This window comes from Pseudomonas solani (assembly GCF_026072635.1).
In the GTDB taxonomy this organism is placed as follows: domain Bacteria; phylum Pseudomonadota; class Gammaproteobacteria; order Pseudomonadales; family Pseudomonadaceae; genus Metapseudomonas; species Metapseudomonas solani.
Genome location: NZ_AP023081.1, coordinates 2,526,238 through 2,551,950, shown reverse-complemented (window position 1 = coordinate 2,551,950; position 25,713 = coordinate 2,526,238). Strand labels below are relative to the sequence as shown.

The 25,713-nt window shown below is 67.5% G+C and carries 21 protein-coding genes; 7 read left to right on the top strand and 14 right to left on the bottom strand.

Going from position 1 to position 25,713, the window contains the following annotated elements; all coding sequences use genetic code 11:
• Positions 1-129: 129 nt before the first annotated feature.
• From PSm6_RS11515 to PSm6_RS11505, 3 genes are all read right to left on the bottom strand, one after another.
• Positions 130-1,500 (bottom strand): aspartate aminotransferase family protein, encoded by a 1,371-nt coding sequence (locus PSm6_RS11515; protein ID WP_148304317.1) that lies wholly within the window; start codon positions 1,498-1,500, stop codon positions 130-132.
• 64 nt (positions 1,501-1,564) lie between these two features.
• Positions 1,565-2,923 (bottom strand): glutamine synthetase family protein, encoded by a 1,359-nt coding sequence (locus PSm6_RS11510; protein WP_021218246.1) that lies wholly within the window; start codon positions 2,921-2,923, stop codon positions 1,565-1,567.
• Positions 2,924-2,965: 42 nt separating this feature from the next.
• On the bottom strand, positions 2,966-3,718 hold the full coding sequence (locus PSm6_RS11505) for a gamma-glutamyl-gamma-aminobutyrate hydrolase family protein (protein ID WP_021218245.1): 753 nt from the start codon (positions 3,716-3,718) through the stop codon (positions 2,966-2,968).
• Between the two features lie 276 nt (positions 3,719-3,994).
• Here PSm6_RS11505 and PSm6_RS11500 point away from each other — a divergent pair, with 276 nt between their 5' ends.
• Both PSm6_RS11500 and PSm6_RS11495 read left to right on the top strand, forming a co-directional pair.
• Positions 3,995-5,371 carry a glutamine synthetase family protein gene (locus PSm6_RS11500; RefSeq protein WP_021218243.1) on the top strand — a complete coding sequence of 459 codons (1,377 nt, stop codon included), beginning with the start codon at positions 3,995-3,997 and terminating at the stop codon, positions 5,369-5,371.
• Between the two features lie 197 nt (positions 5,372-5,568).
• On the top strand, positions 5,569-6,627 hold the full coding sequence (locus tag PSm6_RS11495; RefSeq protein WP_021218241.1) for a polyamine ABC transporter substrate-binding protein: 1,059 nt from the start codon (positions 5,569-5,571) through the stop codon (positions 6,625-6,627).
• Between the two features lie 5 nt (positions 6,628-6,632).
• Here the strand turns inward: PSm6_RS11495 and PSm6_RS11490 are convergent, their stop codons facing one another.
• The 9 genes from PSm6_RS11490 to PSm6_RS11450 form a co-directional block, all read right to left on the bottom strand.
• A complete protein-coding gene (locus tag PSm6_RS11490) occupies positions 6,633-7,556 on the bottom strand; it encodes a CobW family GTP-binding protein (RefSeq protein WP_021218240.1) in 924 nt (307 codons plus the stop codon).
• Positions 7,553-9,298: an amidohydrolase gene (locus PSm6_RS11485; RefSeq protein WP_265170235.1), complete on the bottom strand. Its 1,746-nt coding sequence runs from the start codon at positions 9,296-9,298 to the stop codon at positions 7,553-7,555. The genes PSm6_RS11490 and PSm6_RS11485 overlap by 4 nt, the downstream gene beginning before the upstream one ends.
• A gap of 84 nt (positions 9,299-9,382) precedes the next feature.
• Positions 9,383-10,564 (bottom strand): pyridoxal phosphate-dependent aminotransferase, encoded by a 1,182-nt coding sequence (locus PSm6_RS11480; RefSeq protein WP_043244874.1) that lies wholly within the window; start codon positions 10,562-10,564, stop codon positions 9,383-9,385.
• A gap of 40 nt (positions 10,565-10,604) precedes the next feature.
• Positions 10,605-11,294: an ABC transporter permease gene (locus PSm6_RS11475; protein WP_021218237.1), complete on the bottom strand. Its 690-nt coding sequence runs from the start codon at positions 11,292-11,294 to the stop codon at positions 10,605-10,607.
• Positions 11,295-11,302: 8 nt separating this feature from the next.
• The gene (locus PSm6_RS11470; RefSeq protein ID WP_021218236.1) at positions 11,303-12,016 is read right to left on the bottom strand and encodes an ABC transporter permease; all 714 of its coding nucleotides are present in this window, start codon (positions 12,014-12,016) and stop codon (positions 11,303-11,305) included.
• Positions 12,017-12,050: 34 nt separating this feature from the next.
• Positions 12,051-12,827, bottom strand: coding sequence for a transporter substrate-binding domain-containing protein (locus PSm6_RS11465; protein WP_043244871.1), 777 nt, complete (start codon positions 12,825-12,827; stop codon positions 12,051-12,053).
• A gap of 39 nt (positions 12,828-12,866) precedes the next feature.
• On the bottom strand, positions 12,867-13,670 hold the full coding sequence (locus PSm6_RS11460) for an ABC transporter ATP-binding protein (protein WP_043244909.1): 804 nt from the start codon (positions 13,668-13,670) through the stop codon (positions 12,867-12,869).
• A gap of 14 nt (positions 13,671-13,684) precedes the next feature.
• A complete protein-coding gene (locus PSm6_RS11455) occupies positions 13,685-15,265 on the bottom strand; it encodes a zinc-binding metallopeptidase family protein (RefSeq protein ID WP_043244869.1) in 1,581 nt (526 codons plus the stop codon).
• Positions 15,266-15,296: 31 nt separating this feature from the next.
• Positions 15,297-16,901: a 5-guanidino-2-oxopentanoate decarboxylase gene (locus tag PSm6_RS11450; protein WP_265170234.1), complete on the bottom strand. Its 1,605-nt coding sequence runs from the start codon at positions 16,899-16,901 to the stop codon at positions 15,297-15,299.
• Between the two features lie 187 nt (positions 16,902-17,088).
• Between PSm6_RS11450 and PSm6_RS11445 the strand changes: the two genes are divergently transcribed.
• Positions 17,089-18,018 carry a LysR substrate-binding domain-containing protein gene (locus PSm6_RS11445; protein ID WP_021218231.1) on the top strand — a complete coding sequence of 310 codons (930 nt, stop codon included), beginning with the start codon at positions 17,089-17,091 and terminating at the stop codon, positions 18,016-18,018.
• A gap of 54 nt (positions 18,019-18,072) precedes the next feature.
• Here the strand turns inward: PSm6_RS11445 and PSm6_RS11440 are convergent, their stop codons facing one another.
• A complete protein-coding gene (locus tag PSm6_RS11440) occupies positions 18,073-18,780 on the bottom strand; it encodes an XRE family transcriptional regulator (protein ID WP_021218230.1) in 708 nt (235 codons plus the stop codon).
• Between the two features lie 359 nt (positions 18,781-19,139).
• Between PSm6_RS11440 and PSm6_RS11435 the strand changes: the two genes are divergently transcribed.
• The 4 genes from PSm6_RS11435 (at position 19,140) to PSm6_RS11420 (ending at position 22,732) form a co-directional block, all read left to right on the top strand.
• A complete protein-coding gene (locus PSm6_RS11435; RefSeq protein ID WP_021218229.1) occupies positions 19,140-19,412 on the top strand; it encodes a hypothetical protein in 273 nt (90 codons plus the stop codon).
• Between the two features lie 117 nt (positions 19,413-19,529).
• A complete protein-coding gene (locus tag PSm6_RS11430) occupies positions 19,530-21,854 on the top strand; it encodes a multiheme c-type cytochrome (RefSeq protein ID WP_043244225.1) in 2,325 nt (774 codons plus the stop codon).
• Positions 21,855-21,982: 128 nt separating this feature from the next.
• Positions 21,983-22,285 (top strand): DUF2388 domain-containing protein, encoded by a 303-nt coding sequence (locus tag PSm6_RS11425; RefSeq protein WP_021218227.1) that lies wholly within the window; start codon positions 21,983-21,985, stop codon positions 22,283-22,285.
• A 222-nt stretch (positions 22,286-22,507) separates the two neighbouring features.
• Positions 22,508-22,732: a hypothetical protein gene (locus tag PSm6_RS11420; protein WP_021218226.1), complete on the top strand. Its 225-nt coding sequence runs from the start codon at positions 22,508-22,510 to the stop codon at positions 22,730-22,732.
• 45 nt (positions 22,733-22,777) lie between these two features.
• Here the strand turns inward: PSm6_RS11420 and gcvP are convergent, their stop codons facing one another.
• Positions 22,778-25,672, bottom strand: a complete 2,895-nt coding sequence (gcvP, locus tag PSm6_RS11415; protein WP_265170520.1) for an aminomethyl-transferring glycine dehydrogenase — start codon at positions 25,670-25,672, stop codon at positions 22,778-22,780.
• Positions 25,673-25,713: the final 41 nt, after the last annotated feature.

The window sequence follows — 25,713 nt, the reverse complement described above, 5'->3', positions numbered from 1 at the left end:
GTTTAAGTGTCCGAGCGGCGTCGCCACCGCCCGGTGAGCCTGGCCAACGCACTGGCGCAGTCTGGCAAGGTCAGGGGCGCGCTTACAACAGCTCGCGGGATGCGATTGTTTGCAAACTCGCCCAATTGCTCAACCCAGAACTGCACTCGCGGTGAGGTCGAGGCACTTGCGAGCCTTGGTCACCAGTTCGTCGATCTCGTCCTTACTGATCACCAGCGGCGGCGACACAATCATAGTGTCCCCGACCGCACGCATGATCAGGCCATTGCGGAAGCAGTGCTCGCGGCACTGCATGCCCACGCCCAGATCGGTGAAACGCTCACGGGTCTTCTTGTTCTTGACCAGTTCCAGGGCGCCAACCATGCCGACCCCACGCGCTTCGCCAACCAGGGGATGGTCAGCCAGCTCCTGCCAGCGTTGTTGCAAATACGGTGCCGTTTCCGCCTTCACGTTCTCGACGATCTTCTCTTCGCGCAGGATGCGGATGTTTTCCAGCGCCACCGCAGCGGCCACCGGGTGACCGGAGTAGGTGAAGCCGTGGTAGAACTCGCCGCCCTGGTTGAGCACCTCGACCACCTCGTCACGGACGATCACGCCGCCCATGGGGATGTAGCCGGAGGTCAGGCCCTTGGCGATGGGCATCAGGTCCGGGGCGTTGCCGTAGTACTGGCTGCCGAACCACTCGCCGGTACGGCCGAAGCCGCAGATGACTTCGTCGGCGATGAACAGGATGTCGTAGCGGGCGAGGATCTCGCGGATCTTCGGCCAGTAGGTTTCCGGCGGCACGATCACGCCGCCCGCGCCCTGGATGGGCTCGGCGATGAAGGCGGCGACATTCTCCTCGCCGACTTCGAGAATCTTCTTCTCCAGCTGCTCGGCGGCCCAGACGCCGAACTCCTCGGGGGCCATGTCGCCACCCTCGCCGAACCAGTAGGGCTGGGCGATGTGGGTGATCCCCGGGATCGGCAGGTCGCCCTGCTCGTGCAGCGCCTTCATGCCGCCGAGGCTGACGCCGGCGACGGTGGAGCCGTGGTAGCCGTTCCAGCGGCCGATGACCACTTTCTTCTTCGGCTGGCCCTTGGTCGCCCAGTAGTGGCGGACCATGCGCAGCACGGTGTCGTTGGCTTCGGAACCGGAACCGGTGAAGAACACGTGGTTCATGCCCTCGGGCGCCAGCTCGGAAATGGCCTTGGCCAGTTCGATGACGGGCGGGTGGGCGGTCTGGAAGAACAGGTTGTAGAAGGGCAGCTCGCGCATCTGGCGGGTGGCCGCCTGCACCAGTTCCTCGCGGCCGTAGCCGACGTTGACGCACCACAGGCCGGCCATGGCATCGAGGATCTTGTTGCCCTCGCTGTCCCAGATGTAGACGCCGTCGGCTTTGGTGATGATCCGCGCGCCCTTGGCATTCAACGCCTGGTAGTCGGTGAACGGCGGCAGGTGGTGGTCGCGACTGAGTGCCTGCCACTCAAGGGTCTGGGGGTTGGTCACTTGGCTCTTCATTATCTACACCTCTATGCAAATCTGGGTTGGCGTGCCGCGCCACGAACGCGGCACGCCGTTTGGATCAGACGGAAAGCAGCAGGAATTCACGCTCCCAGGAGCTGATGACCCGCTTGAAGTTCTCGTGCTCGGCGCGTTTCACCGCGACGTAGGCGCTGATGAACTTGGCACCCAGGAATTTCTCCAGGGGCTTGCAGTTCTCCAGGCGCTCGAGGGCGTCTTCGAGGGTCAGCGGCAGACGCAGGTTGCGACGCTCGTAACCACGGCCCTTCACCTGTGCGCTCGGCTTGATCTGCTCGACCATGCCTATATAGCCGCACAGCAGGCTGGCAGCGATCGCCAGGTAGGGGTTGGCATCGGCACCGGCCAGGCGGTTCTCCACGCGGCGGTTCTGCGGGGTGGCATCCGGGACGCGCAGGCCCACGGTGCGGTTCTCCTCGCCCCATTCCACGTTCACCGGCGCCGAGGTGTCGGGCAGGAAGCGGCGGAAGGAGTTCACGTTCGGGGCGAACAGCGGCAGCAGCTCGGGGATGAACTTCTGCAGGCCACCGATGTGGTGCAGGAACAGCTCGCTCATGGAGCCATCTTCATTGGAGAAGATGTTCTTGCCGGTCTTGATGTCCACCACGCTCTGGTGCAGGTGCATGGCACTGCCCGGCTGGTCGGTGATCGGCTTGGCCATGAAGGTGGCGGCAACGTTATGTTTCAGCGCGGCCTCGCGCATGGTGCGCTTGAATACGGTGATCTGGTCGGCCAGGGACAGGGCTTCGCCGTGACGGAAGTTGATCTCCATCTGCGCCGGGCCTTCCTCGTGGATGAGGGTGTCCAGGTCCAGGTCCTGGGCTTCGCACCAGTCGTACATGTCCTCGAACAGCGGGTCGAATTCGTTCGCCGCGTCGATGGAGAAGGACTGGCGGCCGGTTTCCGGACGGCCGGAACGACCGATCGGCGCCTGCAGCGGGTAGTCGGGGTCGTCGCTGCGCTTGGTCAGGTAGAACTCCATCTCCGGCGCGACGATCGGGCGCCAGCCCTTGTCGGCGTAGAGCTTGAGCACTTTCTTGAGGATGTTGCGCGGCGACAGCTCGATGGGGTTGCCCATCTTGTCGAAGGTGTCGTGGATCACCATCGCGGTGGGTTCCAGCGCCCAGGGCACGAGGAACACGGCGTTCTCGTCCGGGCGGCAGACCATGTCGATATCGGCAGGGTCCAGCAGCTCGTAATAAACGTCGTCCTCGACATAGTCGCCGGTGACGGTCTGCAGCAGCACGCTCTCGGGGAGGCGCATGCCCTTCTCGTCGAGGAACTTGTTGGTCGGCGAAATCTTGCCCCGGGCAATGCCGGTAAGATCGCTGATCAAGCATTCAACTTCGGTGATTTTGCGTTCTTTCAACCAGCTTGTGAGCTGGTCCAACTTGGTAGTCATAAAGACCTCAGGGTGTGAGAGCTGCAACTGGTATAGCTGAGCTCAGCGTTGCCCCGCCCTCTTCCTGCAAGCCTCACCAAAGGCCTGGAAGATGGCGAGATAATCGGGATTGGAACGAACCTGCCACTCGGGGTGCCACTGTACTCCGAGCGCGAAACTCTTCGCGCCGACGACCGAGCAGGATTCGACCAACCCGTCAGGCGCCAGCGCTTCTACGTGAAGGCCCGGCGCCAGACGTTCAACGCCCTGGCCATGAATGGAATTTACGAGAATCTCCGCCGGCAAGCCGATGCCCGCGAGGATGCCACCCGGCTGGATCTGCACGGGGTGGCGGGGTGCATACTGCACCTCGAGCGGCTCATCGGCCGGCTCGCGGTGATCCATGAGACCTACGACCGCATGCACCTTCTGGTGCAGGGTGCCGCCGAAGGCCACGTTCATTTCCTGGAAGCCCCGGCAGATGCCGAGCACGGGCACACCGGCGGCCACGGCGGCGCGCATCAGCGCAAGCGTGGTGCCATCGCGCTGCGGGTCGTGGAGGGTGCCGGGCTCGCTGGCCGGGCCTGAATAAAGATGGGGTTCGACGTTGGAAGGTGAGCCGGTGAACAGCAAGCCGTCTAGACTGGCCAGAAGGGATGTCGTGTCGAGGAGCTCGCCGAGAGCCGGAATAATCAGCGGAACCCCGCCGGCGCCAAGGGCTACCGCACGAAGATACTTGTCACCCGCTATATGGTAGGGATGCAGACCGATCTGCTTGGTGCAGGCGGTGACGCCGATGAACGGCAGGCGAGACATGAGACACCCGTTTTATTGCTGTTATGGGTTGCGACCGAGCTTAGCGTTGTTCATTTTTTTACACAATAGGGCTGTAAAAAATCGAACACACCTCGCTGAGCGCCGCGTGCGCCATGGCCCCGAGAGGGGTCAGATGCCCCTCAAACGCCCCAAAATTGGCCATATGGCCCTGTTTTAGGGCAAAATGGGGCGCTATTGACATCGTTAGGGGATTCCGATTGACTCTCACCCTAGCGAACGTGTGATTGATATTTTTAACAAGAAAGGTGTTGCATCATGTCGGTACCCCCGCGTGCCGTTCAGCTTCAAGAAGCGAACGAGTTCCTTAAGGAACATCCTGAGGTCCAGTTCGTCGACCTCCTGATCGCAGATATGAATGGAGTAGTCCGAGGCAAGCGAATCGAACGCGCCAGCCTCCACAAAGTTTACGAAAAAGGCATCAACCTCCCCGCTTCCTTATTCGCCCTCGATATCAACGGCTCCACCGTTGAAAGCACCGGCCTCGGCCTGGACATCGGCGACGCCGATCGTATCTGCTACCCGATCCCCGGCACCCTGTGCGACGAGCCCTGGCAGAAGCGCCCCACCGCGCAACTGCTGATGACCATGCACGAGATGGAAGGCGAGCCCTTCTTCGCCGACCCGCGCGAAGTGCTGCGCCAGGTCGTCGCGAAGTTCGACGATCTCGGCCTGACCATCTGCGCCGCGTTCGAGCTCGAGTTCTACCTGATCGACCAGGAGAACGTGAACGGCCGTCCGCAGCCGCCGCGCTCCCCGATCTCCGGTAAGCGCCCGCAGTCCACCCAGGTCTACCTGATTGACGATCTCGACGAGTACGCCGACTGCCTGCAGGACATCCTCGAAGGCGCCAGGGTCCAGGGCATCCCGGCCGACGCCATCGTCAAGGAAAGCGCCCCGGCCCAGTTCGAGGTCAACCTCCACCACGTGGCGGACCCGATCAAGGCCTGCGACTACGCCGTGCTGCTCAAGCGCCTGGTGAAGAACATCGCGTATGACCACGAGATGGACACCACCTTCATGGCCAAGCCCTACCCGGGTCAGGCCGGCAACGGTCTGCACGTCCATATCTCGCTGCTGGACAAGCATGGCAAGAACATCTTCGCCAGCGAGGATCCCGAGCAGAACGCCGCATTGCGCCATGCGCTCGGCGGTGTGCTCGAGACCCTACCCGCTTCCATGGCCTTCCTCTGCCCGAACGTGAACTCCTACCGCCGCTTCGGCGCGCAGTTCTACGTGCCGAACGCACCGAGCTGGGGTCTGGACAACCGTACCGTCGCCCTGCGCGTGCCCACCGGCAGCGCGGATGCGGTGCGTATCGAACACCGCGTAGCCGGTGCCGATGCCAACCCGTACCTGATGATGGCGTCGATCCTGGCGGGCGTGCACCACGGCCTGACCAACCAGATCGAACCCGGCGCCCCCATCGAAGGCAACTCGTACGAGCAGTTGGAGCAGAGCCTGCCGAACAACCTGCGTGATGCACTGCGCGAGTTGGACGACAGCGAAATCCTGGCCAAGTACATCAGCCCGGATTACATCGACATCTTCGTCGCGTGCAAGGAAAGCGAGCTGGAGGAGTTCGAACACTCCATCTCCGACCTCGAATACAACTGGTACCTGCATACCGTGTAAGCGAGTCGAAAGACGCCGGCCCCAGGGCCGGCGTTTTTTTGTCTGCGATTCATCCCTTCCTCCCACCCGCGATCTCGGAAGGGCGCTGTGAGAACCGCGCAAAGGCCCGTTCCAGAGAGGCCCAGCCGCTGACATGCATCAACCTGCTGAAACATTTGCGCCGCAATAATGCGGCGTCAACCATCAGGGAGGACTCCATGCCCCGCTTCCTCGCACCGCTGCTGTTCGCGTTGTTGCCGACCCTGGCCAGCGCTGAAGACACCATCCGCGTCTACAACTGGAACGACTACATCGCCCCCCAGGTGCTCAAGGACTTCGAGCAGCAGACCGGCATCCGCGTGGACTACCACACCTTCTCCAGCGCCGAAGAGCTGCAGAAGATCATGGCAAGCGGCGAGGCCATCGACATCGTCGTGCCCTCCCACAACAACCTCCCCGAACTGATCAAGGCCGGGCGCCTGCAGGCCCTGGACTTCAGCCGCCTGCCCAACCGCCAGCACCTGGACAAGCAGCTGCTGAGCAAGCTCGCCGCCGTCGACCCCAACAACCAGCACGCCGTGCCCTACCTCTGGGGCGCCGTGGGCCTCGCGGTGAACACGCCCCAGGCCGAGAAGGCCTATGGCGGCCCGCTGCCGCCGAGCTGGAGCGTGCTTTTCGAGCCGGAGCAGAGCAAGCGCCTGGCCAGTTGCGGCATGAGCGTGCTCGACGCCCCGGACGAGGCCCTGTCCATCCTCATGACCTACCAGGGCCGCACCCTCGCCCGCACCGCTCCCAGCCGCCTCAAGCGCTCCGCCGAGCTGCTCACCGGCCTGCGGCCGAACCTGCGCTACATCGACAGCGAGCGCTACATCGAAGACCTCAACAAAGGCCAGCTGTGCGTCGCCATGGCCTGGGTCGGTGACGCCCTCAACGCCGCGGCCGCCGGCCAGCCGGTGCGCTTCGTGGTGCCCGACGAGGGCTCGGTGCTGTTCATCGACAACCTCGCCATCCCCACCAGCGCCAACCGCGCCGACCTCGCCCATCGCTTCATCGACTTCATGATGCAGCCCAAGGTCGCCGCGCAGATCACCACTGAAACCCTCTACCCCAACGGCAATGCCGACGCCCGCGAATTCCTCGCCGCCGGCCTGCGTGACCAGCCCGGCCTCTACCCGGACAAGGAAACCAAGCGCCGCCTGTTCGCCCTGGAATCCCTGCCCGACAAGCTTGGCGCCACCCGTGACCAGGTCTGGGCCGAGTTCCGCGACGGCCACTGATCCCGTCAGCGCAGGCAGGCGCGCAAGCCGCTTTCCAGCGCCTCGCGCCCGGCGAACCCACGCCGGGCGATGAACACCAGGCGCATGCCGTCATCCACCGCCCCGCTCACCGGGCTGAACTGGCTGCGCCGGCCCACCTGCTGCAACCACAGCGGCCCCTCGCCAGCCTCCAGGCGCACCCAGCCCTTGAGGCGGAACAGCGCGTCCGGCAGGCCGGCCAGCCAGGCCCTCAGGCGCTGGGCCTCGAAGCGCCCCTCGCCTTCCCAGACCCAGGACTCGAACAACTGCCCATGGTCCGCCGTCGCCACCGGCGTCAGTGCGCCGGGCGTACGGCTCGGTGCGCCAGCATCCAGCCACAGCGCATCCGGCAGATCGGCCTGCACCCCGACATGCAGCAACGCCCGCGCCGGCAGTGCTTCGCGCAGGCGTTCCAGTTCCTCCGCGTCCACCAAGTCGGTCTTGTTCAGCAGCAGCACATCGGCTGCCGCCACCTGGGCACGGGCCAGCCGCGCGTATTCGCCGTCCAGTTCCAGGTGCCGGGTGGCGTCCACCAGGGTGATGACCAGGTCCAGCCGCAGCAGGCTGCGCAGCTGTGGATAAGCCAGGGTCTGCACGATGCGTTGCGGGTCGGAGACGCCGCTGCACTCGATGACGATGCGCTGCAGGCGCGGCTGCAACCGCGCCAGGCTGGCGAGCTGGGCCAGCAGGTCCTCCTGCACCGTGCAGCAGATGCAACCGTTCTGCAGGCTGTACACCGCATCGGTGACCTCGGCCACCAGCGCCGCATCGATGTTCAGCGCGCCGAAGTCGTTGACGATCACCGCCAGCCGGCTATCCCCCGCGCGCTGCACCATGCGATTGAGCAAGGTGGTCTTGCCGGCTCCGAGAAAGCCCGCCACCACCGTGACCGCGATGCGCTCGTCCATCATGGCTGCGCCTCGATCACCGGCGGCTCGCCGCTCCAGACCGCCTTCAGGCCAAGCCCGGCCAGCGCCTCCTCGCGGTCATAGACCAACTGCCCTTCGACGAAGGTCAGCCGCACCTGGGTGCGGTGGATGTAGTTGCGCGGCGGCTGGGCGAACAGGTCGCGGTCGAGCACGATCAGGTCCGCCGCCTTGCCCGCTTCCAGGCTGCCGGTGCTGCCCTCCAGGCCCATGGCGATGGCACCGTTGCGGGTGGCCACGCGCAGCGCCTGCTGCAGGGTGATCGGCTCGCCGAAGCAGGCCGGGTCGTCGTTCCAGGGGTTCTGCCGGGTGACCATGGTTTCCAGCGCCAGCCAGGGGTCGATGGACGCCACCGGCCAATCGGTGCCGAACACCGCCGTGCCGCCCGCCTCCAGCACGCCCTTGAAGTCGTAGATGCGCTTGAGGCGCTCCTGCCCATAGCCCGAACGTGCGCCGGTGGCGAAGGGCGTCGGGTACCAGGCGGCGGGCGAGAACTCGGCGATCACCTGCAGCTCCTGGAAGCGCTTGAGGTTGCCGGGGTGCAGCAGCGTGCTGTGGGCGCACTGGTGGCGCACGCCACTGAAGCCGTTGCGCCGCCGCGCCTCGGCCACCGCATCGAGAAACACATCGGACGCACCGTCGCCGGTGCAGTGGGCGATGACGCGGATGCCCCGGCTGTCCATGTCCACCAGCATGTCGGTTATGTGCTCGGGGGTGAGGTTGAGCTTGCCGCGCCAGTCCGCTTCGTTGGGCCAGGGCGTGAGCAGGAAGGACGAGCGCGGCTCCACGGTGCCGTCGAAGTGGAACTTCACCGCGTTGGCGCTGAGGCGGGCGCTGCGGTAGTAGTGACGCTCGCCGCTGAGCAGTTCCCAGCGCCGACGCACCGGGAAGATATCGTCCTGCCAGCTGATCGCCGCCTCAATGCGCACCGTCAGCTCACCGGCGTCATCCAGCTCCTTCAGCGCCTGCAGGCGATGCTCGCAGACGTGCACGTACTTGCTCGCCGTCACCCCCCGCGTGCTCTGGAAATGCACGCCATCGCGGTAGGCCCGGCGCAGCACCGCCACCGGGGTCGGCGGCATGGCGGCGTGGATCATCGCGTAGGCGCCGTCGATCATCAGGCCGGTGGGTTCGCCGGTGAGCTCATCGCGCTCCAGGTAGCCGTTGCGCGGGTCGGGAGTGTGACGATCGATGCCGGCCAGCTGCAAGGCCTTGGAGTTGACCATCATGGTGCCCCACATGCGGTCCAGCAGTGCCACCGGGCGGTCCGGCATTACCTGGTCGAGCCAGGCCCGCCCGGGCACCAGCCCCGCCTCGCGGAAGGTGTAGCGCACCCAGTACTGGCCGTGGATCCAGCCATCGCCGGAGTGGGCGTCGGCGTAGGCATGGATCGCCGCCTCCAGCTGCGCGGGCGTCGGGTCTTCGATGCCGACGTCCAGGTCATCGCTGTAGCGCGGCGCCAGGGCCAGGTCCGGGTGGGTGTGCATGTCGTGCAGCCCGGGCATGCAGAAGGCGCCGCCGAGGTCATGCACGCGGGTGGCCGGCCCCTTGAAGGCCTGCACGGCGGCGCGGCTGCCCACGGCGAGCAGGCGGCCATCGCGGATGGCCACCGCCTCGGCCCAGGGCTGCGCCGGGTCCATGGTGCAGATGCGACCGTTATCGAGGATCAGGTCGGCAAAATGGCCAGTGGCCGAATGGGTCGAGGTGAAGTGGTCGGCGTCAGTCATGGCGGCACCTTGTGATTTTCGGGCGTGGCCAGGCCCGGCGCAGGAATGCGCCGTGAGCCTGGTTCGGTCAGGGGTTGCGGTGGGTCAGCGCTGGCGTTGCAGGCGCTCGATGAAACCGGCGATGCGTCGGCAGGCCTCTTCCAGCTCGGCATCGGAGACGGTGAACGAGAGCCGCACGAAGCCCCGGCAGCTGGCGCCGAAGGCTTCGGCGTCGAGTACCGAGACCCCGGTCTCGCGGAACAGCTGCCAGGCGAAGTCCATCCCCGAGAGGCCGGTGCCGCGCACGTCCACCAGCATGAACATGCCGGCCTCCGGCACCTTGCATTGCAGCAGCGGCACATCGGCCAGCGCGCTGGCCACCAGGTCGCGGCGGCGGCGATACAGCGTGCGGGCCGCGCCAACGATCTCCTCGTCCAGCTCCAGGGCCTTCAGCGCGGCGGCCTGGATGAAGCCCGGCAGGCCGTAGATCATGCACAGCATCAGGTTGTCGAGGTGGCCGATCAGCTCGCTGGGGGCCACCACCCAGCCCACGCGCCAGCCGGTCATGGCGTGGGATTTCGACAGGCTGTTGAGCACCACGGTGCGCTCGGCCATGCCCTCCAGGGTGGCGATGCTGCGGTGCGGGCGGTCGTAGGTGAGCTGGCCGTAGACCTCGTCGGACAGCACCCAGAGATCATGGCGCCGGGCGACCTCCGCCACCGCCGCCAGCTCCTCCAGGGTGTAGACGTTGCCGGTGGGGTTGTTCGGCGTCGCCAGTGCGATGCCCCGGGTGCGTTCGGTAAGCACCGCCTCCAACGCCTCGACGGTAAGGCGGAAGTCCCCCTCCGCCGGCTGCGCGATGCTCACCAGGCGTGCGCCGGAGGCCTGGATGCTGGCGGCGTAGGTCAGGTACATCGGTTCCGGCACCAGCACCTCGTCACCGCCCTCGAACAGGCACATGGAGGTGGCGTAGAGGCCGTTCTGCGCCCCGGCGACCACGGCGACGTTGTCCACTTCCACGGGGATGCCCAACAGCTTGCGTTGCTTGGCGGCGATCACCTCGCGCAGCGGCGTGCGGCCGATCACCGCGCTGTAGTGGGTGTCGCCCTGGCCCAGGGCCTCGACGGCGGCGGCGCAGATCGGCTCGGCGGTGGCGAAGTCCGGGTCGCCGATGCTCAGCACGATGGCGTCCTCGCCCCGCTCCTGGGCTTCGCAGGCGGCGTAGTGGATATCCCAGGCGCTGACGGTTTCGCCACTGATGCGCTGGACCAGGGATGAGTAGTTCATGCAGTGCTCCTCGCCGGCTCGCGTCGGCGTGCAAAGGGGTTCAGGCCTGGCGCTGCGGCGTCCTGCCGACGCGCGCGAAGCCCTGTTCGATGAGGAAGGCCAGGACGATGTAGACCACCGCCACCACCAGCAGCGGCTCGTAGACGCGCAAGGTCTGCGAGCGCACCAGGTTGGCCGCGCCGAGCAGGTCGGTGACCGCCACGGTGGACGCCAGGGCGGTGGACTTGAGCAACATCACGCTCTCGCCAGCCAGGGTCGGGCGCAGCATCTGCAGCGCGCGGGGCATCCACACCCGGCGCAGCACCTGCCAGGGGCGCATGCCATAGGCCCGCGCCGCTTCCAGCTCGCCCCGGGGCACCGCGCGCAGGCCGCCGCGCAACACCTCGCCGACATAGGCGCCGACGCTCAGGGTCAGGGCGAAGGCGACATACCAGAAGCCTTCGCGCAGGTAGGGCCAGAGCAGGCTGTGGCGGATCAGCGGGAAGGTGGCGAAGACGCTGCCGACGCCGTAGTAGAGGATGTAGATCTGCACCAGCAGCGGCGTGCCCCGCAGCACGCTGGTGTAGAAGCGCGCACCACCCGACAGCAGCGGGTTGCGCGACAGCCGTGCCAGGGCCACGGCCATCGCCAGCAGGAAGCCGAAGAAGGCCGAGATCAGCAGCAACTGCAGGGTCAGCACCGCGCCGCGCGTCAGCTCACCGGTAAAGCCATTCAACCAGGTGAAGTCCATGAGCCCTCCTAGGCGAGCCGGGGCATCCAGCGTTCGAAGCGTGCCTCGAAGCGCCGGAACACCAGGCTGGAGACCAGCGTGATGAGGTAATAGAAGGCCGCCACCGCCAGGTAGAACATGAGGTAGTGCTTGGTCGACGCGGCAGCCTGGCGGCCGGCGCCCAGCAGCTCGCTGTAGCCCACCACGCTGATCAGCGCGCTGTCCTTGACCAGTACCAGCCACAGGTTGGACAGGCCGGCGACCACGTGGGGCAGCATGCTCGGCACCAGCACCCGCCGCAGCACCATGAAGGGCTTCATGCCATAGGCCCGCCCGGCCTCGATCTGACCCACGGGGATGGCCTCGATGGCACCACGGATGATCTCCGCCGAATAGGCGCCCTGGACGATGCCCAGCACCACGATGGCGGCGAGGAAGCCATTGACCTCCACCGGCGGCTGGCCCATGGAGGCCATCAGCAGGTTGAGCAGGTCGGAGCCGGCGTAGTACAGCAGCAGGATCAGCAGCAGCTCGGGCACCGCGCGGTACAGCGTGGTGTAGCAGTTGGCCCAGATCACCAGCCAGCGCGGCCCCCAGAGCTTGACCAGGGCGACGACCAGGCCCAGGGACAGGCCGAGCACGAAGGCCCCGACCGAGATGCCCAGGGTCTTCACGGCGCCCTGGGCCAGGGCCTGCAGCCAGCCATCGGCGAACAGCAGCCGTTGGATTTCGATAGCGGTCATGAATGCACCTGCGAGGAAAAGGACCGAGTGCGCATCACTGCCGGGCCGAGATGTCGGCCTTGAAGTAGCGCCCGCGGATGGCGTCGTAGGTGCCGTCGTCGCGCAGCGCCTGCAGGGCCTGGTTCAGGCGCTCGCGCAGGGCGTCGTTGCCCTTGCGCACCGCAGCGCCCACGCCCTCGCCGAACAGCGGGTCATGGGGCGCCACGCCCTTGCTGGCGAGCATCGAATTGTCCGGCAGGTCGAGCAGCGGCTCCACGGCCAACTGGTCGGCGAGCATGATGTCGATGCGGCCGCTGCGCAGGTCGGCGAGGATGTCGTCCTGGTCGTTGTAGTAGCGCACGATGGAGTCCTTGCCGAAGTACTGCTTGGCGTAGGCGGAGTGGGTGGTCGAGCCCTGCACGCCGATGATCAGGCCCTTCAGCCCTTCGGGGGTGGGCTGCACGTCCAGGCTGCTGTCGGCGACCCAGAGGGCGGGCGTGAAGAAATAGGGCTCGCTGAAGTCCACCACCTGGCGCCGCTCGGGGGTGATCGACAGCGAGTTCAGCACCACATCCACCTGCTGCGCCTTCAGCGCGGGAATGAGGCCGTCCCAGGCCATCTCGTTGAGCGGGCACTGCGCCTGCAGGCGTTCGCACACGGCCCGGATCAGCTCCGGCTCGAAGCCGCTCCACTCACCCTTGCCGCTCTTGAAGGAGAAGGGTGGGTAGGGCTCCAGGGCAATGCCGAAGACGATCTTTTCCTGGGCCACGGCGGCACTGGCGGCACTGGCCAGCAAGGCGGCCTGTAAAAAAGCGAGAAGGCTGTTTTTCATGGTGGGTCCCTCGTTGTGTTTTTTGTATTGGCTAAGGGTTCAGCGGTTGTCCTGGGCCATCACGAACTGCCGGCAGCGCTCGCTGCGCGGGTCCAGCAGCACCTGGGAAGGTGGGCCCTGCTCCTCGATGCGGCCCTGGTGGAGGAACACCACCTGGCTCGAAACGTCCCGGGCGAAGGCCATCTCGTGGGTGACCAGGATCATGGTCCGGCCCTCCTCGGCGATGCCGCGGATCACCCGCAGCACATCGCCCACCAGCTCGGGGTCGAGGGCCGAGGTCGGCTCGTCGAAGAGCAGCACCTGCGGCCGTACCGCCAGCGCCCGGGCGATGGCCACGCGTTGCTGCTGGCCACCGGAGAGGAAGGCCGGGTAGACGTCGCGCTTCTCCGCCAGGCCCACCCGCTCCAGCAGGTGCTCGGCGTGGCCGATGGCGTCCTGGCGCTTTTCGCCGAGCACATGCACCGGCGCCTCGATGACGTTCTCCAGCACCGTGCGGTGCGGCCACAGGTTGAAGTTCTGGAACACCATGCTCAGGCGGGTGCGCAGGCGCTCCACCTGGCGCGGGTCGCCGATGCGACCGTGGCCGGCGCGGTCACGCTTGAGCGCCACCTTCTCGCCGTTGATGTGCAGACTGCCGGCATCCGGGATCTCCAGCAGGTTGATGCAGCGCAGCAGGGTGCTCTTGCCCGAGCCGCTGGCGCCGATCAGCGACACCACGTCGCCCTCGCGGGCCTCCAGGGAAATGCCCTTGAGCACATGGTGCTCGGCGTAGCTCTTGTGCAGGTCGTCGATGGCGACCACGGGTGAAGTCGTCGCCACGGCGGCGGCAGGTATCGGGTTCATCTCGTTGCTCCCCATCATTCGTCGTCCCGTGCGGGAATCCACCACTCTTCGCCCCGCACCGTGCGGATGTACTCCGGCCAGCGGAAGCGATGGGGTGCCTGGAAGTCCTTCGGCAGCAGCGGCGCCTGCCACTGTTCGCCACCGATGCCGCCGCCGGTGCGCTGCTCGAACTCGGCCCTGGCCGCCGCCAGCAGCTCGGGCCGGGTGAACAGGTCGACCAGGGTCGCGGCGATGGTGCTGGCGGCCACCTGGACCATCGGGTCGATGGTTTCGCGGATGCCACCCAGGGCGTTGGCGACCCAATCCGGGTAGACGTAGCCCGCGGGGGCCGAGAGCATCGGCCGGGCCACCAGCAGGCGCACGGTGGGGCAATGCCAGGTGTATTCGGGGTAGTCGTCCGAGGTCAGGTGCTTCTGCCAGGCCGGCATCTGCAGGCGCAGCTGGCGCTCGCATTCCTGGGGCTCGATCAGTTCCTCGGTGGCCGGGAGGAAGGGCCGGTCCATGGGCTCCAGGCCCAGGTTGGCCTGGATCTCGCGGCCCACGGCTATGGCCTCCTCGCCCCAGCGCGGCGCGCCGATGGCGGCGAGGTTGTCGTAGGTGGCCTGGGCCAGCACGTGGTTGGCCAGGCCGCCACGGGACTTGCACACCCAGGTCTTCTTCCACTGGCAGCCGGTGGCCAGGGCGGCAGCGGCGGCGTTGTTGTCCATCACCTTGGCGACGGTCTCGGCCTGCTCGATGGAGTCGCAGCGCAGCAGGTACTGGATCTGCGCCAGGTGCGGCGGCAGGTTGTCGGCGGTGGCCTGGCCGGCGGTGAGGATCGCCTCGTTGTAACTCCACAGGCCGGTGAACGGCAGGGTCGAGCGGCGCAGGCTTTCGTTCAGGGTGTAGAAGTGCACCAGCGCGTCGTTGGCGCCCGGCGCCCGCGCGGCCAGGTGGTTCTGCGGGATCGGGCTGTAGCTGTCGGCGGCGATCCAGTTCTGCGGGTCAGCGCAAGTGAAGCTGTAGATGTAGGCGTAGGCGATGCCGCAGTGGGTGTCCCAGGTGGTGGTGTTGTTCAGCGGCAGCATGTAGGTGGGGTGGAAGCTGATGGCCGCGTCGAGGTCGTCGTAATAGCCCTTGGCGGCGTGCACCGGCTTGGAGGCGCGCAGCTTTTCCGCCGGCTCGCCGAAGAAGCGGAGGGTGCCCTGGATGCCGAACGCCAGCATCGCCGCCTTGGCCGCCAGGACTCCGCCCAGGGCACTGATGCCCAGCGCCGAATGGGGGTCGGTGTGGCCGGGGGCGAAGCGCGACAGGCCGTCCCTGGGCATCTGCCGGGTGGTGGCGGCCTGGCAGTTGCCCGGCACCGCGTCGTACTCGGCGTAGGTCGCCAGCAGCGGGCCCTCGCCATTGCTGAAGGTGGCGCAGAAGGCGGTGGGCATGCCGCCGCTGCCTTCTTCCACGGTGAAGCCTTCCTCGCGCAGCTTCTCGACGTACCAGGCGCAGGACTTGTACTCACGGAAGGCCGGCTCGGCGAAATGCCAGATCACCTGGTGCCAGTCGGACAGCTGCTGGCCGTGGCGCTCGACCCAGTCCAGGGCGAACTGCTTGTGGGGCATGTGCGGAATCCTCGTTGTCAGGGCGACGGGCTCAGGCCGGCAGGAAGTCAGCGGCGTCGAGCTCGATCAGGTGCGGTTCGCGGGTGTCGGCCAGGCTGCCGAGCAACTCGCGCAGGCCATTCAGGCTGCGCACCGCGTGGTGCTGCACGTGGCAAGCCCGGGCCAGAGCGGGGAAGTCCGGGGCGAGGATGTCGACGCCCAGGGGCGGCACCTCGCGGGCCACCATGTAGTCGCGGATTTCGCCGTAGCAGTGGTTGTTCCACAGCACCAGCAGCACCCCGACCCCCGCTTCGCGGGCGGCGATCAGCTCGGCGCTGGAGAACTGCACGCCACCGTCGCCGGCCAGGGCCAGCACCGGGCGCGCGGGCAGCGCCAGCTTGGCGCCGATGGCCGCCGGCAGGGCGTAGCCGAGGGTGCCGTAGCCGGTGCCGGCGTTGAACCAGCTGCCGGGAGCCGGGGCGCGGTAGCCCAGCGCGCCCTGGTACACCGGCTGGGTGGAGTCCCCCACCAGCACCGGTGCCGGCAGGCTGTCACGCAGGGTATCGAGCAGCGCTTGCATGGCCCGCTGCCGAGGGCTCCAGCCCTCCCGTTCGGCGGCATTCACCCGGCGCACGCCGGCAAGGGCCCAAGCGCTGTCGCGCACGGCCCCGGGCAGCGCCTCCAGCAGCGCGTACAGGCCGAGAGCGGCATCCCCCAGCAGGCCGACTTCGGCCCGCTGCACACCGAGGATCTGCAGCGGGTCGATGTCCAGGCGGATCACCGGCACAGCGAGCGAGAAGGGCCCGAGGCCGAAGAAGTCGTAGTCGGTCTCGCCCAGTTCGGTGCCCACCGCCAGCACCACATCCGCCTCGGCGAACAGGGCGCGGCCATGGGCGGATGACTGCACGCCGTCGAGCAGCAGCGGGTGGGTCGGCGCCAGCAGGCCACGGGCATTGGTGGTCAGCGCCACCGGTGCCTGCAGGCGCTCCGCCAGGGTGCGCAGGGCCTCACCGGCACCGCGCGCGCCACCGCCGGCGAGGATCAGCGGCTTGCGCGCCTGCTGCAGCAGGGCAGCGGCTTCGGCCACGGCAGCGGGTGCCGGGGCGGCGGCCTGGGGCAGCGCGCGGGGGCACAGGTCGAGGCCGTCGGCGGGCAGCTCCAGTACATCCAGGGGGATTTCGATATGCACCGGGCGGGGCCGGGCGCAGCGGAACAGGGCGAAGGCCCGGGCCAGCACTTCCGGCAGCTCCGCAGGGCGCTGCAGGGTGTGGCTGAAGGCACAGACGCCGGCGACCATGGCGCGCTGGTCCGGCAGCTCGTGGAGGAAGCCGTGGCCCAGGCGCTGGTGCTCGCGGCGGCTGGTGGTGGAGATCACCAGCATCGGCACCGAGTCGGCATAGGCCTGGCCCATGGCGGTGAGGATGTTGGTCATGCCCGGGCCGGTGATGATGAAGCACACCCCCGGCTTGCCGCTGGCACGGGCGTAACCGTCGGCCATGAAGCCGGCACCCTGTTCGTGGCGCGGGCTGATATGACGCAGGCGACTGCCGTCGAGGCCGCGATAGAGCTCCACCGTGTGCACGCCGGGGATGCCGAAAACGGTCTCCACGCCATAGCCTTCGAGCAACTGGACGAGCGCCTGGGCGCAACTGGTCATGCGAGCACCTCTTGTTATGGGTATGGGCTCCCGACGCAGGGCCGGAGGGCAAGCCGGGCCAAAAAGCGCGGCGGAATGGCCCCCAGTATTGGTGAATCTCGCGCTACAACAATCGAATTGTTTTTGCCGTATTGTTCAATTCAGCTCAACATTCAAACCCCTGGCCACGCTCCCGGAAGGAGACCCCATGCGCTTCCCCTCGATGACCGCCATTCGCGCGCTGGACGCCATCGCCCGGCTGGGCAGCGTCTCCGCCGCCGCCCGCGAGCTGAGCCTCACCCGCAGCGCCATCAGCCACCAGGTCAGCAGCCTGGAGCAGAGCCTCGGCTTCGCCCTGACCGAGCGCATCGGCCGCGGCATCGGCCTCACCTACCAGGGCGTGCGCTACGCCCGGGAAGTGCACCGGGCGCTCTCCACGCTTCAGGAGGCGGCCCTGGGGCTCGACGAGCAGCAGGTCTCCGGCCGGCTCTGCGTGAGCTGCAACCCGGGCTTCGCCACCTACTGGCTGTGCCACCACATCGGCGCCTTCCACCGCCAATACCCCCAGGTGCAGTTGCAGGTGATCTCGCCCCGGGCGCCAGACGACACCAGCAACACCAGTGCCGACCTGTTCATCGCCTACGGCATCGGCGACTGGCCGGACCAGTGGGTGGAGCAGATCGTCGCGCTGCGCTTCTTCCCGGTGTGCAGCCCGCGCCTGATCAACGCCCAGGGCGGGCTCAAGAGCCCCCAGGAACTGGGTGCCCTGCCCTTGCTGCATATGAACGATCACACCGACTGGCGGGTTTGGCTGGCCACGGCGGGCGCCTCGAACATCGACGCCTCCACCGGCATCGTCTTCTCCGATGCCCACTGCGCGCAGTCGGCCTGCATCGCCGCCCAGGGCGTGGCAATCGGCGACAACCTGCTCAGTGGCGACGCCCTGGCCCGTGGACTGCTGGTGCGCCCCTTCGAAACCAGCATCGACTCCCACCGCGGCTATTACCTGGTGGCCGACCCACTGAAAGCCGAACGGCCTGCCGTGCAGGCCTTCAGCAACTGGGTGAAGCACCAACTGCAGGTCAGTATCCCGGGGCTGAAGAAACGCAATGACGCGCTGCTGGATCACGCCCGCTGAGGCAGGCCGGGGCACAGGGGGAGGCGCAGCGGTTGCGCGGGATGGGCGGGCGGGTTACCAGAGCACCGAGGACCAGAACACCTGCCCGATCACCTGGATTCCGGCCAGGGGGCGCTCTTCGTCGGGGTATTCCTCGCGCTTGTAGCTGCGCAAGCGGATCTGCCCGGCCGGAAGGCGGTGCAGGACCTTGATCCTCAGCATGCCCTCGTCGACCAGGGCATAGACCTTGCCATCCACCACCTCGCAACGCCCACGGTCGATGCCGAGGACCGCGCCGTCGGGAAAGACGGGTTCCATGCTGTCGCCGCTGACGATGACGCAGGCCACCTGTTCCGGTTCTATCTGGCGCTGCTTCAAGGCATGTCGGCTGAAGCGAATTCCCGAGTAGTCCAATTCCTCCAGCGCGGAGGCCGGGTCCGGATCGCCCTCGGCCTCGCGCAGCAGCGGAAGCTCGATCTCGTACTCGTAGCGGGATGAATCCGATTCTCTGATGGTCATAGGGGCCACGCCATCCGGGGCGTCTGCGTCCTGCCTGCCATCGTCGGGCGCCATGGACGACTGCACGGCCTGCCCGCCGATGCTCAGCGGAGGCATGTGCAGCGCGCCGAGTATCTGGTTGATCCGGTTCAGCCCGGGCTCCCGGCGCCCTCCCAGCCAGTGCGCCACGGCGCCCTGGGTCACGTGCAGGCGTTCGGCCAGTTGCTCCTGGGTGACACCGAGATCTTTCATCCTGGCCTTGGCCAGCAGGTTCCATTTCTTCATGGGCGCGACATTACGCGCCGTATTGCCGGCGGCCAGTAACCCAATGTAATACAGGCTATAGGACGTAATTACTATATGTAGTATGCGCCCCCAGGGCACTCCTTTGCGCCAGCGTTCGGACGCCACTCCGACGGTGGCTCGCGGGATGCCCCGGGTTTCCCTCCCTCCGCCCGAGCGCGCGACCATGATCCACTTGTGGCCCGGCCGCCAGAACGGCCAAGCGCCAGGAAGAGCGCAGGCCGTCGGCTCGGTCCAATGGCCCCCACATGGACGCGCAGGGCGGGGGGAGGTTTTTCACGTGCTATCGACCCGGATGGGCAGGTGCCCGAAGGCACCCTCGCGCAATAAGGAGATGCGACATGCAGTTTCAACTCACCGTTCTATGCCTCGGTATCTATCGTCACGTCGTCGAGGGGCAGGACCAGTGTTATGCGGTCATCGCCAGGCAGCCTGAGAACGAGGATGAGCGTGACCAGCACCGGGGCTACCTGGTGCAGCAGGTGACCGCCGAACCCCGCCTGTTCGAGCAGATGACCTGGCTGAATGCCCCGGCCACGCTGAGTTTCCTCTGCACCATCAGCGCAGAACCCGGCAGCCACTACCGGCCGCACCTGCTGGGCCTCTGCCACTGAGCGTCGCCCTGGCCGGCAAGGAAGGCAGGGCGCCAAGCGGCGCTGGTTTGACAGCTTCGGGCGCATTCACGGAAGCTGCGTGCTTCCGTGAGTCCATGCACCACAGCGGACGTCTGCATGCCGAAACACCCGAACGCCCCCGATTCCCCCGCGAGTCCGCCCAGCCGCCCCAGTTACGTCCTGCCCGTGCTCGCCGCCCTGCTGTTGCTGGTGGGCCTGGGCGGCTGGCTGTGGGTGCAGGGCGGCAAGCCCTACGTGCCGACGCGGGGCCCGGGGCCGAGCCTGGCGGACCAGGGGCCGGCGCAGATGGTCGACGAGCAGCAATGCGGTACCTGCCACGCGCCCCAGGCGAAGGCCTGGAAGGGCTCGCACCATCAGCTGGCGATGCAGGACGCCTCGCCGCGCTCGGTGCAGGGGGACTTCGACGACGCCCGCTTCGAGGCCGAAGGGGAAAGCACGCGCTTCTTCCGCAAGGACGACGGCTACTGGGTCAACACCCCCGGCCCCGACGGCCATCCGGCGGACTTCAAGGTGGCCTACGCCTTTGGCGTGGAGCCGCTGCAGCAGTACCTGCTGGAACTCCCCGGCGGGCGCCTGCAGGCCTTCGGCATCGCCTGGGATACGCAGAAGAAGGCCTGGTTCCACCTCGCCTCCGGCCAGGGCATCGACTTCCGCAACCCGCAGCACTGGAGCAAGCCGTCGCAGAACGCCAACTTCCAGTGCATCGACTGCCATAGCACCGGCTACGTCCGTGGCTATGACGACGCCACCGGTACCTACGCCAGCCACTGGGCCGCCCCCGGCGTCGGCTGCCAGGCCTGCCACGGCCCGGCCTCCCTGCACCTGGAATGGGCGCGTTTCAAGGGCCTGCACTCCCAGGCCGGCTTCACCCTGGACCTGGCCCGCACCAGCAACCGCCTGCAGGTGGAAACCTGCGCCCGCTGCCACGCCCGCCGCGTGCCCCTGGATGGTGACCACGCCTTCGGCAAGCGCCTGATGGACGACTACCTGCCCAGCGCGCTGACCCGCGAGCTGTACGAGCTGGACGGCAAATTCAAGGAGCAGGTCTACGAGTACGGCTCCTTCACCCAGAGCCGCATGTACGCGCGCGGGCTCAGCTGCAGCACCTGCCACGACCCCCACAGCGGCGGCGTGCGGGTGGAGGGCAACGGCCTCTGCACCCAGTGCCACAACCCCAGCGGCAAGAGCACCGTGGCCGGCATCGACGACAGGGGCCTGAAGGCACGCGACTACGAGGCCCCCGAACACCTGCACCATACCGCCGGGCAACCCGGCTCCCAGTGCGTGGACTGCCACATGCCGGGCAAGACGCTGCTGGGCAACGACTACCGCCACGACCACGGCTTCAGCCTGCCCAACCCGGGCCGCGCGCTGAAGCTGGGCACCCCCGATGCCTGCCTGGGCTGCCACAAGGATGTCGCCGGCCAGGCCGTGGCCGAGCAGTTCGAACACTGGTACGCCCAGGGCAAGGACCCGGCACCCCGCTACGACGAGAGCCTGGCGCTGATCCGCAACGGCCGCCCGGGCGCCTCGCGGGCCTTGTTCCAGCAACTGGAGCGTGGCGACCTGCCGGCCATCCGCCGCGCCACCCTGCTCGCCGAGCTGCCCGGCTACCCCAGCGAGCGCGCGCTGAACCTGGCCGCCAACGACCTCAACCACGCCGCGCCCCAGGTACGCGAAGCGGCGGTGCGCGCGGTCAACGCCCTGTTGCCGCCCGAGCAGCGCCGCGACCTGCTGGCGCCCTTGCTCACCGACCCGGTGCGGGCCGTGCGCATCATCGCCGCCCGTGGCCTGCTGGGCATGGGCAGCACCGGCCTGGGCAACTACGAGAAGGCCTGGGACAAAGCCATCGCCGAATACGAGGCGGTACAACTGAGCCTGGCCGAGCGCGCCGAAGCCAACCTCAACCTGGCGTCCCTCTACCAGGGCAACGGCCGCGCCGACCAGGTAGAAGGGCGCCTGCGCACCGCCATCGAACGCGACCCCGACTTCCTCCCCGCGCGGGTCGCCCTGGTGCAATGGCTCGACGCCAACTACCGCTGGGAAGAGGGCCAGAAGGTGCTGGCCGAGGCGCTGCGCGAACACCCCGAGGCAGCCCTGCTGCACCACGCCCAGGGGCAGGCGGCCCTGCGCAAGGGGGAGCGCCAGGCCGCCATCGCCGCGTTCCGCGAAGCGGTGCGCCTGGAACCCGGCAACGCCCGCTACGGCCACGCCCTGGCGGCCGCGCTGCACGATGACGGCAAGCTGGAGGAAGCCTGCCGCCGCCTGGAGCTGGTATTGGAGAGCAACCCCGTCAACCGCGAGGCACGCCTGGCGCTGATCGGCTACTGGCGCGAAGCGGGGCAGATCCAGAAGGTGCAGGCCCTGCTCGCCGAGCTGGAGCAGCTCAACCCCGACGACCCGGCGCTGAAGCGGGAATAGCGGCCGCCGGGCCGAACCACTGGCCAGCTGCCATGACCGGTCGGCGGCCACTTGGCCTGTATACGGAACTCCCCGGGGCCGCCCGGAATCTCAGTTGCAGGTCCCCCACAACAACCTGGAGTCATCCCATGCGTACCACAGTAGCTGCCGCTGTCATCGCCCTGGCCGCCATCCCTGCTGGCTCGGCCATGGCGGATACCTTCTGGCGCAACGTGCTGTCCTCCGGCGCCACCACCGCCTCCACCTACGTGACCTTCAAGGACCACAAGCTGATCGTCGCCGCCCGCGAAGATGCCAGCAGCTTCGTCGCCAGCGACGGCGCCATCCGTGGCCCCTTCCTGGAAGCAGCGCTGAAGCAGGTGCGTGCCGACAACCCCGGCATCCAGGCCAGCGACGAGGAACTGGCGACCGCCATCCTCGCCAACGAATAAAGGGAAACCCGCAGGCGCGGGCGCTTGCAGCGCGGCATGGAATGCATCGAGGGCCCCCAGCCCGGCCAGGTTGGGGGCCCTTTCTTGTCCGGGGTTCGAAAGCGCTACCCAGGCCGCATCCAGTGAACGCCGGGCTTGCGGGAAGTCCGGCGCTCGGGCACAACCTTCCTGCCGGCGTCACCGCTACCGGCCCCCTTCTTCTCACCTACAAGGACGTCCCCCATGGGTAACCCCATCCCCACGCTGAAGATCGTGCTGATCCTGATGATCGTCATCGACCTGTTCTGGTTCAGCGAGCGCGTGCTTTCCCTGATCGACTTCAGCGTCTTCGATTTCCTCCCGTCCAAGCTGATCAGCGTCGTCGGCCTGGCCAGCAGCCTGCTGCTGATCGTCTTCAACGTACTGCTGATCGGCCTGCTCGGACGCCTGCAGCTCAAGGCCGAATAACCCAGCGCGCGGGAGCGACTGCTGGGCACCTCTAAAAGAGATGCTCTACTCGCGGTAGTCCTCCAGGGGCACACAGGCGCAGAACAGGTTGCGGTCGCCGTAGACGTTGTCGACGCGGTTCACCGTGGGCCAGTACTTGTGCGCCCGGGTGTGGGCGGTGGGCGTCACTGCCTGCTCGATGCTGTAGGGCCGCTCCCAGAGGCCCACCACGTCGGCCAGGGTGTGCGGCGCGCGCTTGAGCGGGTTGTCCTCGGCCGGCCACTCGCCGGCCTGCACCTTGGCGATTTCCGCGCGGATGCCGAGCATGGCTTCGATGAAGCGGTCCAGCTCGTGCTTGGACTCGCTCTCGGTGGGCTCGACCATCAGGGTGCCCGGCACCGGGAAGGACATGGTCGGTGCATGGAAGCAGTAGTCCATCAGGCGCTTGGCCACGTCCTCCTCGCTGATGCCGGTTTCCGCCTTGAGCGGGCGCAGGTCGAGGATGCATTCGTGGGCGACCCGCTCGTTGCGCCCGGTGTAGAGCACCGGGTAGGCGCTGCCGAGGCGCTTGGCCAGGTAGTTGGCGTTGAGGATGGCCAGCTCGGTGGCGTCCGCCAGTTGCGGGCCCATCATGGCGATGTACATCCAGCTGATGGGCAGGATGCTGGCGCTGCCCCAGGGCGCAGCGCTGACCGCGCCGTTCTCCGGGTTCGGCCCCTTGAGCTCGATCACCGGGTGGTTGGCGACGAAGGGCGCCAGGTGCGCGCGCACACCGATCGGCCCCATGCCCGGGCCACCACCACCGTGGGGGATGCAGAAGGTCTTGTGCAGGTTCATGTGCGAGACGTCGGCGCCGATGTCCGCCGGGCGCGCCAGGCCGACCTGGGCGTTGAGGTTGGCGCCGTCCATGTAGACCTGCCCGCCCTGGGCATGGATCACCTCGCAGATCTCGCGGATGCCCTCCTCGTACACGCCGTGGGTCGAGGGGTAGGTGGCCATCAGGCAGGACAGCTGCGTCCCCGCCTCCGCCGCCCGGGCCTTGAGGTCGTCGAGGTCGACGTTGCCGGCCTTGTCGCACTCGACTATCACCACGCGCATGCTCGCCATCTGTGCCGAGGCCGGGTTGGTGCCGTGGGCCGAGGCGGGGATCAGGCAGATGTTGCGGTGCGCCTCGCCCCGGCTCTCATGGTACTTGCGGATCGCCAGCAGCCCCGCGTATTCGCCCTGGGCGCCGGAGTTGGGCTGCATGCAGATGGCGTCGAAGCCGGTGATCGCCCGTAGCCATTCCTCCAGCTCGGCGATCATCGCCTGGTAGCCCTGGGTCTGCTCCAGCGGCGCGAAGGGGTGGATGGCGGCGAACTCCGGCCAGGTGATGGGGATCATCTCGCTGGTGGCGTTGAGCTTCATGGTGCAGGAGCCGAGGGGGATCATCGACTGGTTGAGCGCCAGGTCCTTGTTCTCCAGCTGCTTGAGGTAGCGCAGCATCTCGGTCTCGCTGTGGTGGGTGTTGAACACCGGGTGCTGCAGCACGGCCGAGCTGCGCGCCAGCTCGACGGGAATTCCAGGCACCAGCACCCCGGCGTCCAGTTCGTCCACCGACAGGCCGTGGTCGGCACCGAGGAAGAGGCTCCACAACTGCTCGACGGTGGCGGCGCTGCTGGTCTCGTCGAGGCTCAGCCCGAGCCGGCCACGACCGAGGATGCGCAGGTTGATGCGCGCCGCCTTAGCCGATTCGATGATCGCCGTCTGGCTGCCGCCCACCTCCAGGGTGAGGGTGTCGAAGTAGTGCTGGTTGAGCCGCTGCATGCCCTTGCGTGCCAGCCCCTCGGCGAGGATGGCGGTGAGCCGGTGCACGCGCTGGGCGATGCGCTTGAGCCCTTCCGGGCCGTGGTAGACGGCGTAGAAACCGGCGATGTTGGCCAGCAGCACCTGGGCCGTGCAGATGTTGGAGTTGGCCTTCTCGCGGCGGATGTGCTGCTCGCGGGTCTGCAGCGCCATGCGCAGGGCGAGGTTGCCACGGGCGTCCTTGGAGACGCCGATGATGCGCCCGGGCATGGCGCGCTTGAATTCGTCGCGGGTGGCGAAGAAGGCCGCGTGGGGGCCGCCGTAGCCCATGGGCACGCCGAAGCGCTGGGCCGAGCCGAACACCACGTCGGCACCCAGCTCGCCGGGGGGCGTCAGCAGCAGCAGGCCGAGCAGGTCGGCGGCGACGCAGGCCAGCGCCTGCTGGCTGTGCAGGTGCTCGATCAGCGGGCGCAGGTCGCGGATCTCGCCGTGGGTGTCCGGGTATTGCAGCAAGGCACCGAACACCTGGTGCGAGGGCAGGTTCTCCACCGCGTCCACCACCAGCTCGAAACCGAAGGCCTCGGCGCGGGTGCGCACCACGGAGAGGGTCTGCGGGTGGCAATTCTGGTCGGCGAAGAACAGGTTGCTCCTGGCCTTGGCCACGCGCTTGGCCAGGGCCATGGCCTCGGCGGCGGCGGTGGCTTCATCCAGCAGGGAGGCACTGGCCAACTCCAGGCCGGTGAGGTCGATGGTCATCTGCTGGAAATTCAGCAACGCTTCCAGGCGGCCCTGGGCGATCTCCGGCTGGTAGGGCGTGTAGGCGGTGTACCAGCCGGGGTTCTCCAGCACGTTGCGGAGGATCACCGCCGGAGTCAGGGTGCCGTGGTAACCCATGCCGATCAGGCTGGTCCACACCTCGTTGCGCTGGGCATGGGCGCGCAGTTTCGCCAAGGCAGCCTCTTCGTCCAGGGCGGCGGGCAGTTCCAGGGGGCGGTTGAGGCGGATCGCCGGTGGCACCGTCTGCACGATGAGCTCATCGCGGTCGGCGAGGCCGAGGGCGTCGAGCATGGCCTGCTGTTCGGCCTGGTCCGGGCCCAGGTGGCGGCGGAGGAAGGCGTCAGGCTGTTGCAGCTGGGACAACGGGGGATGTGCGACATGGGATCGGCCTCTGGAAATGGCCCAATAAGCTTAGGCAAGCATTTCCAGGATGGCCGGCC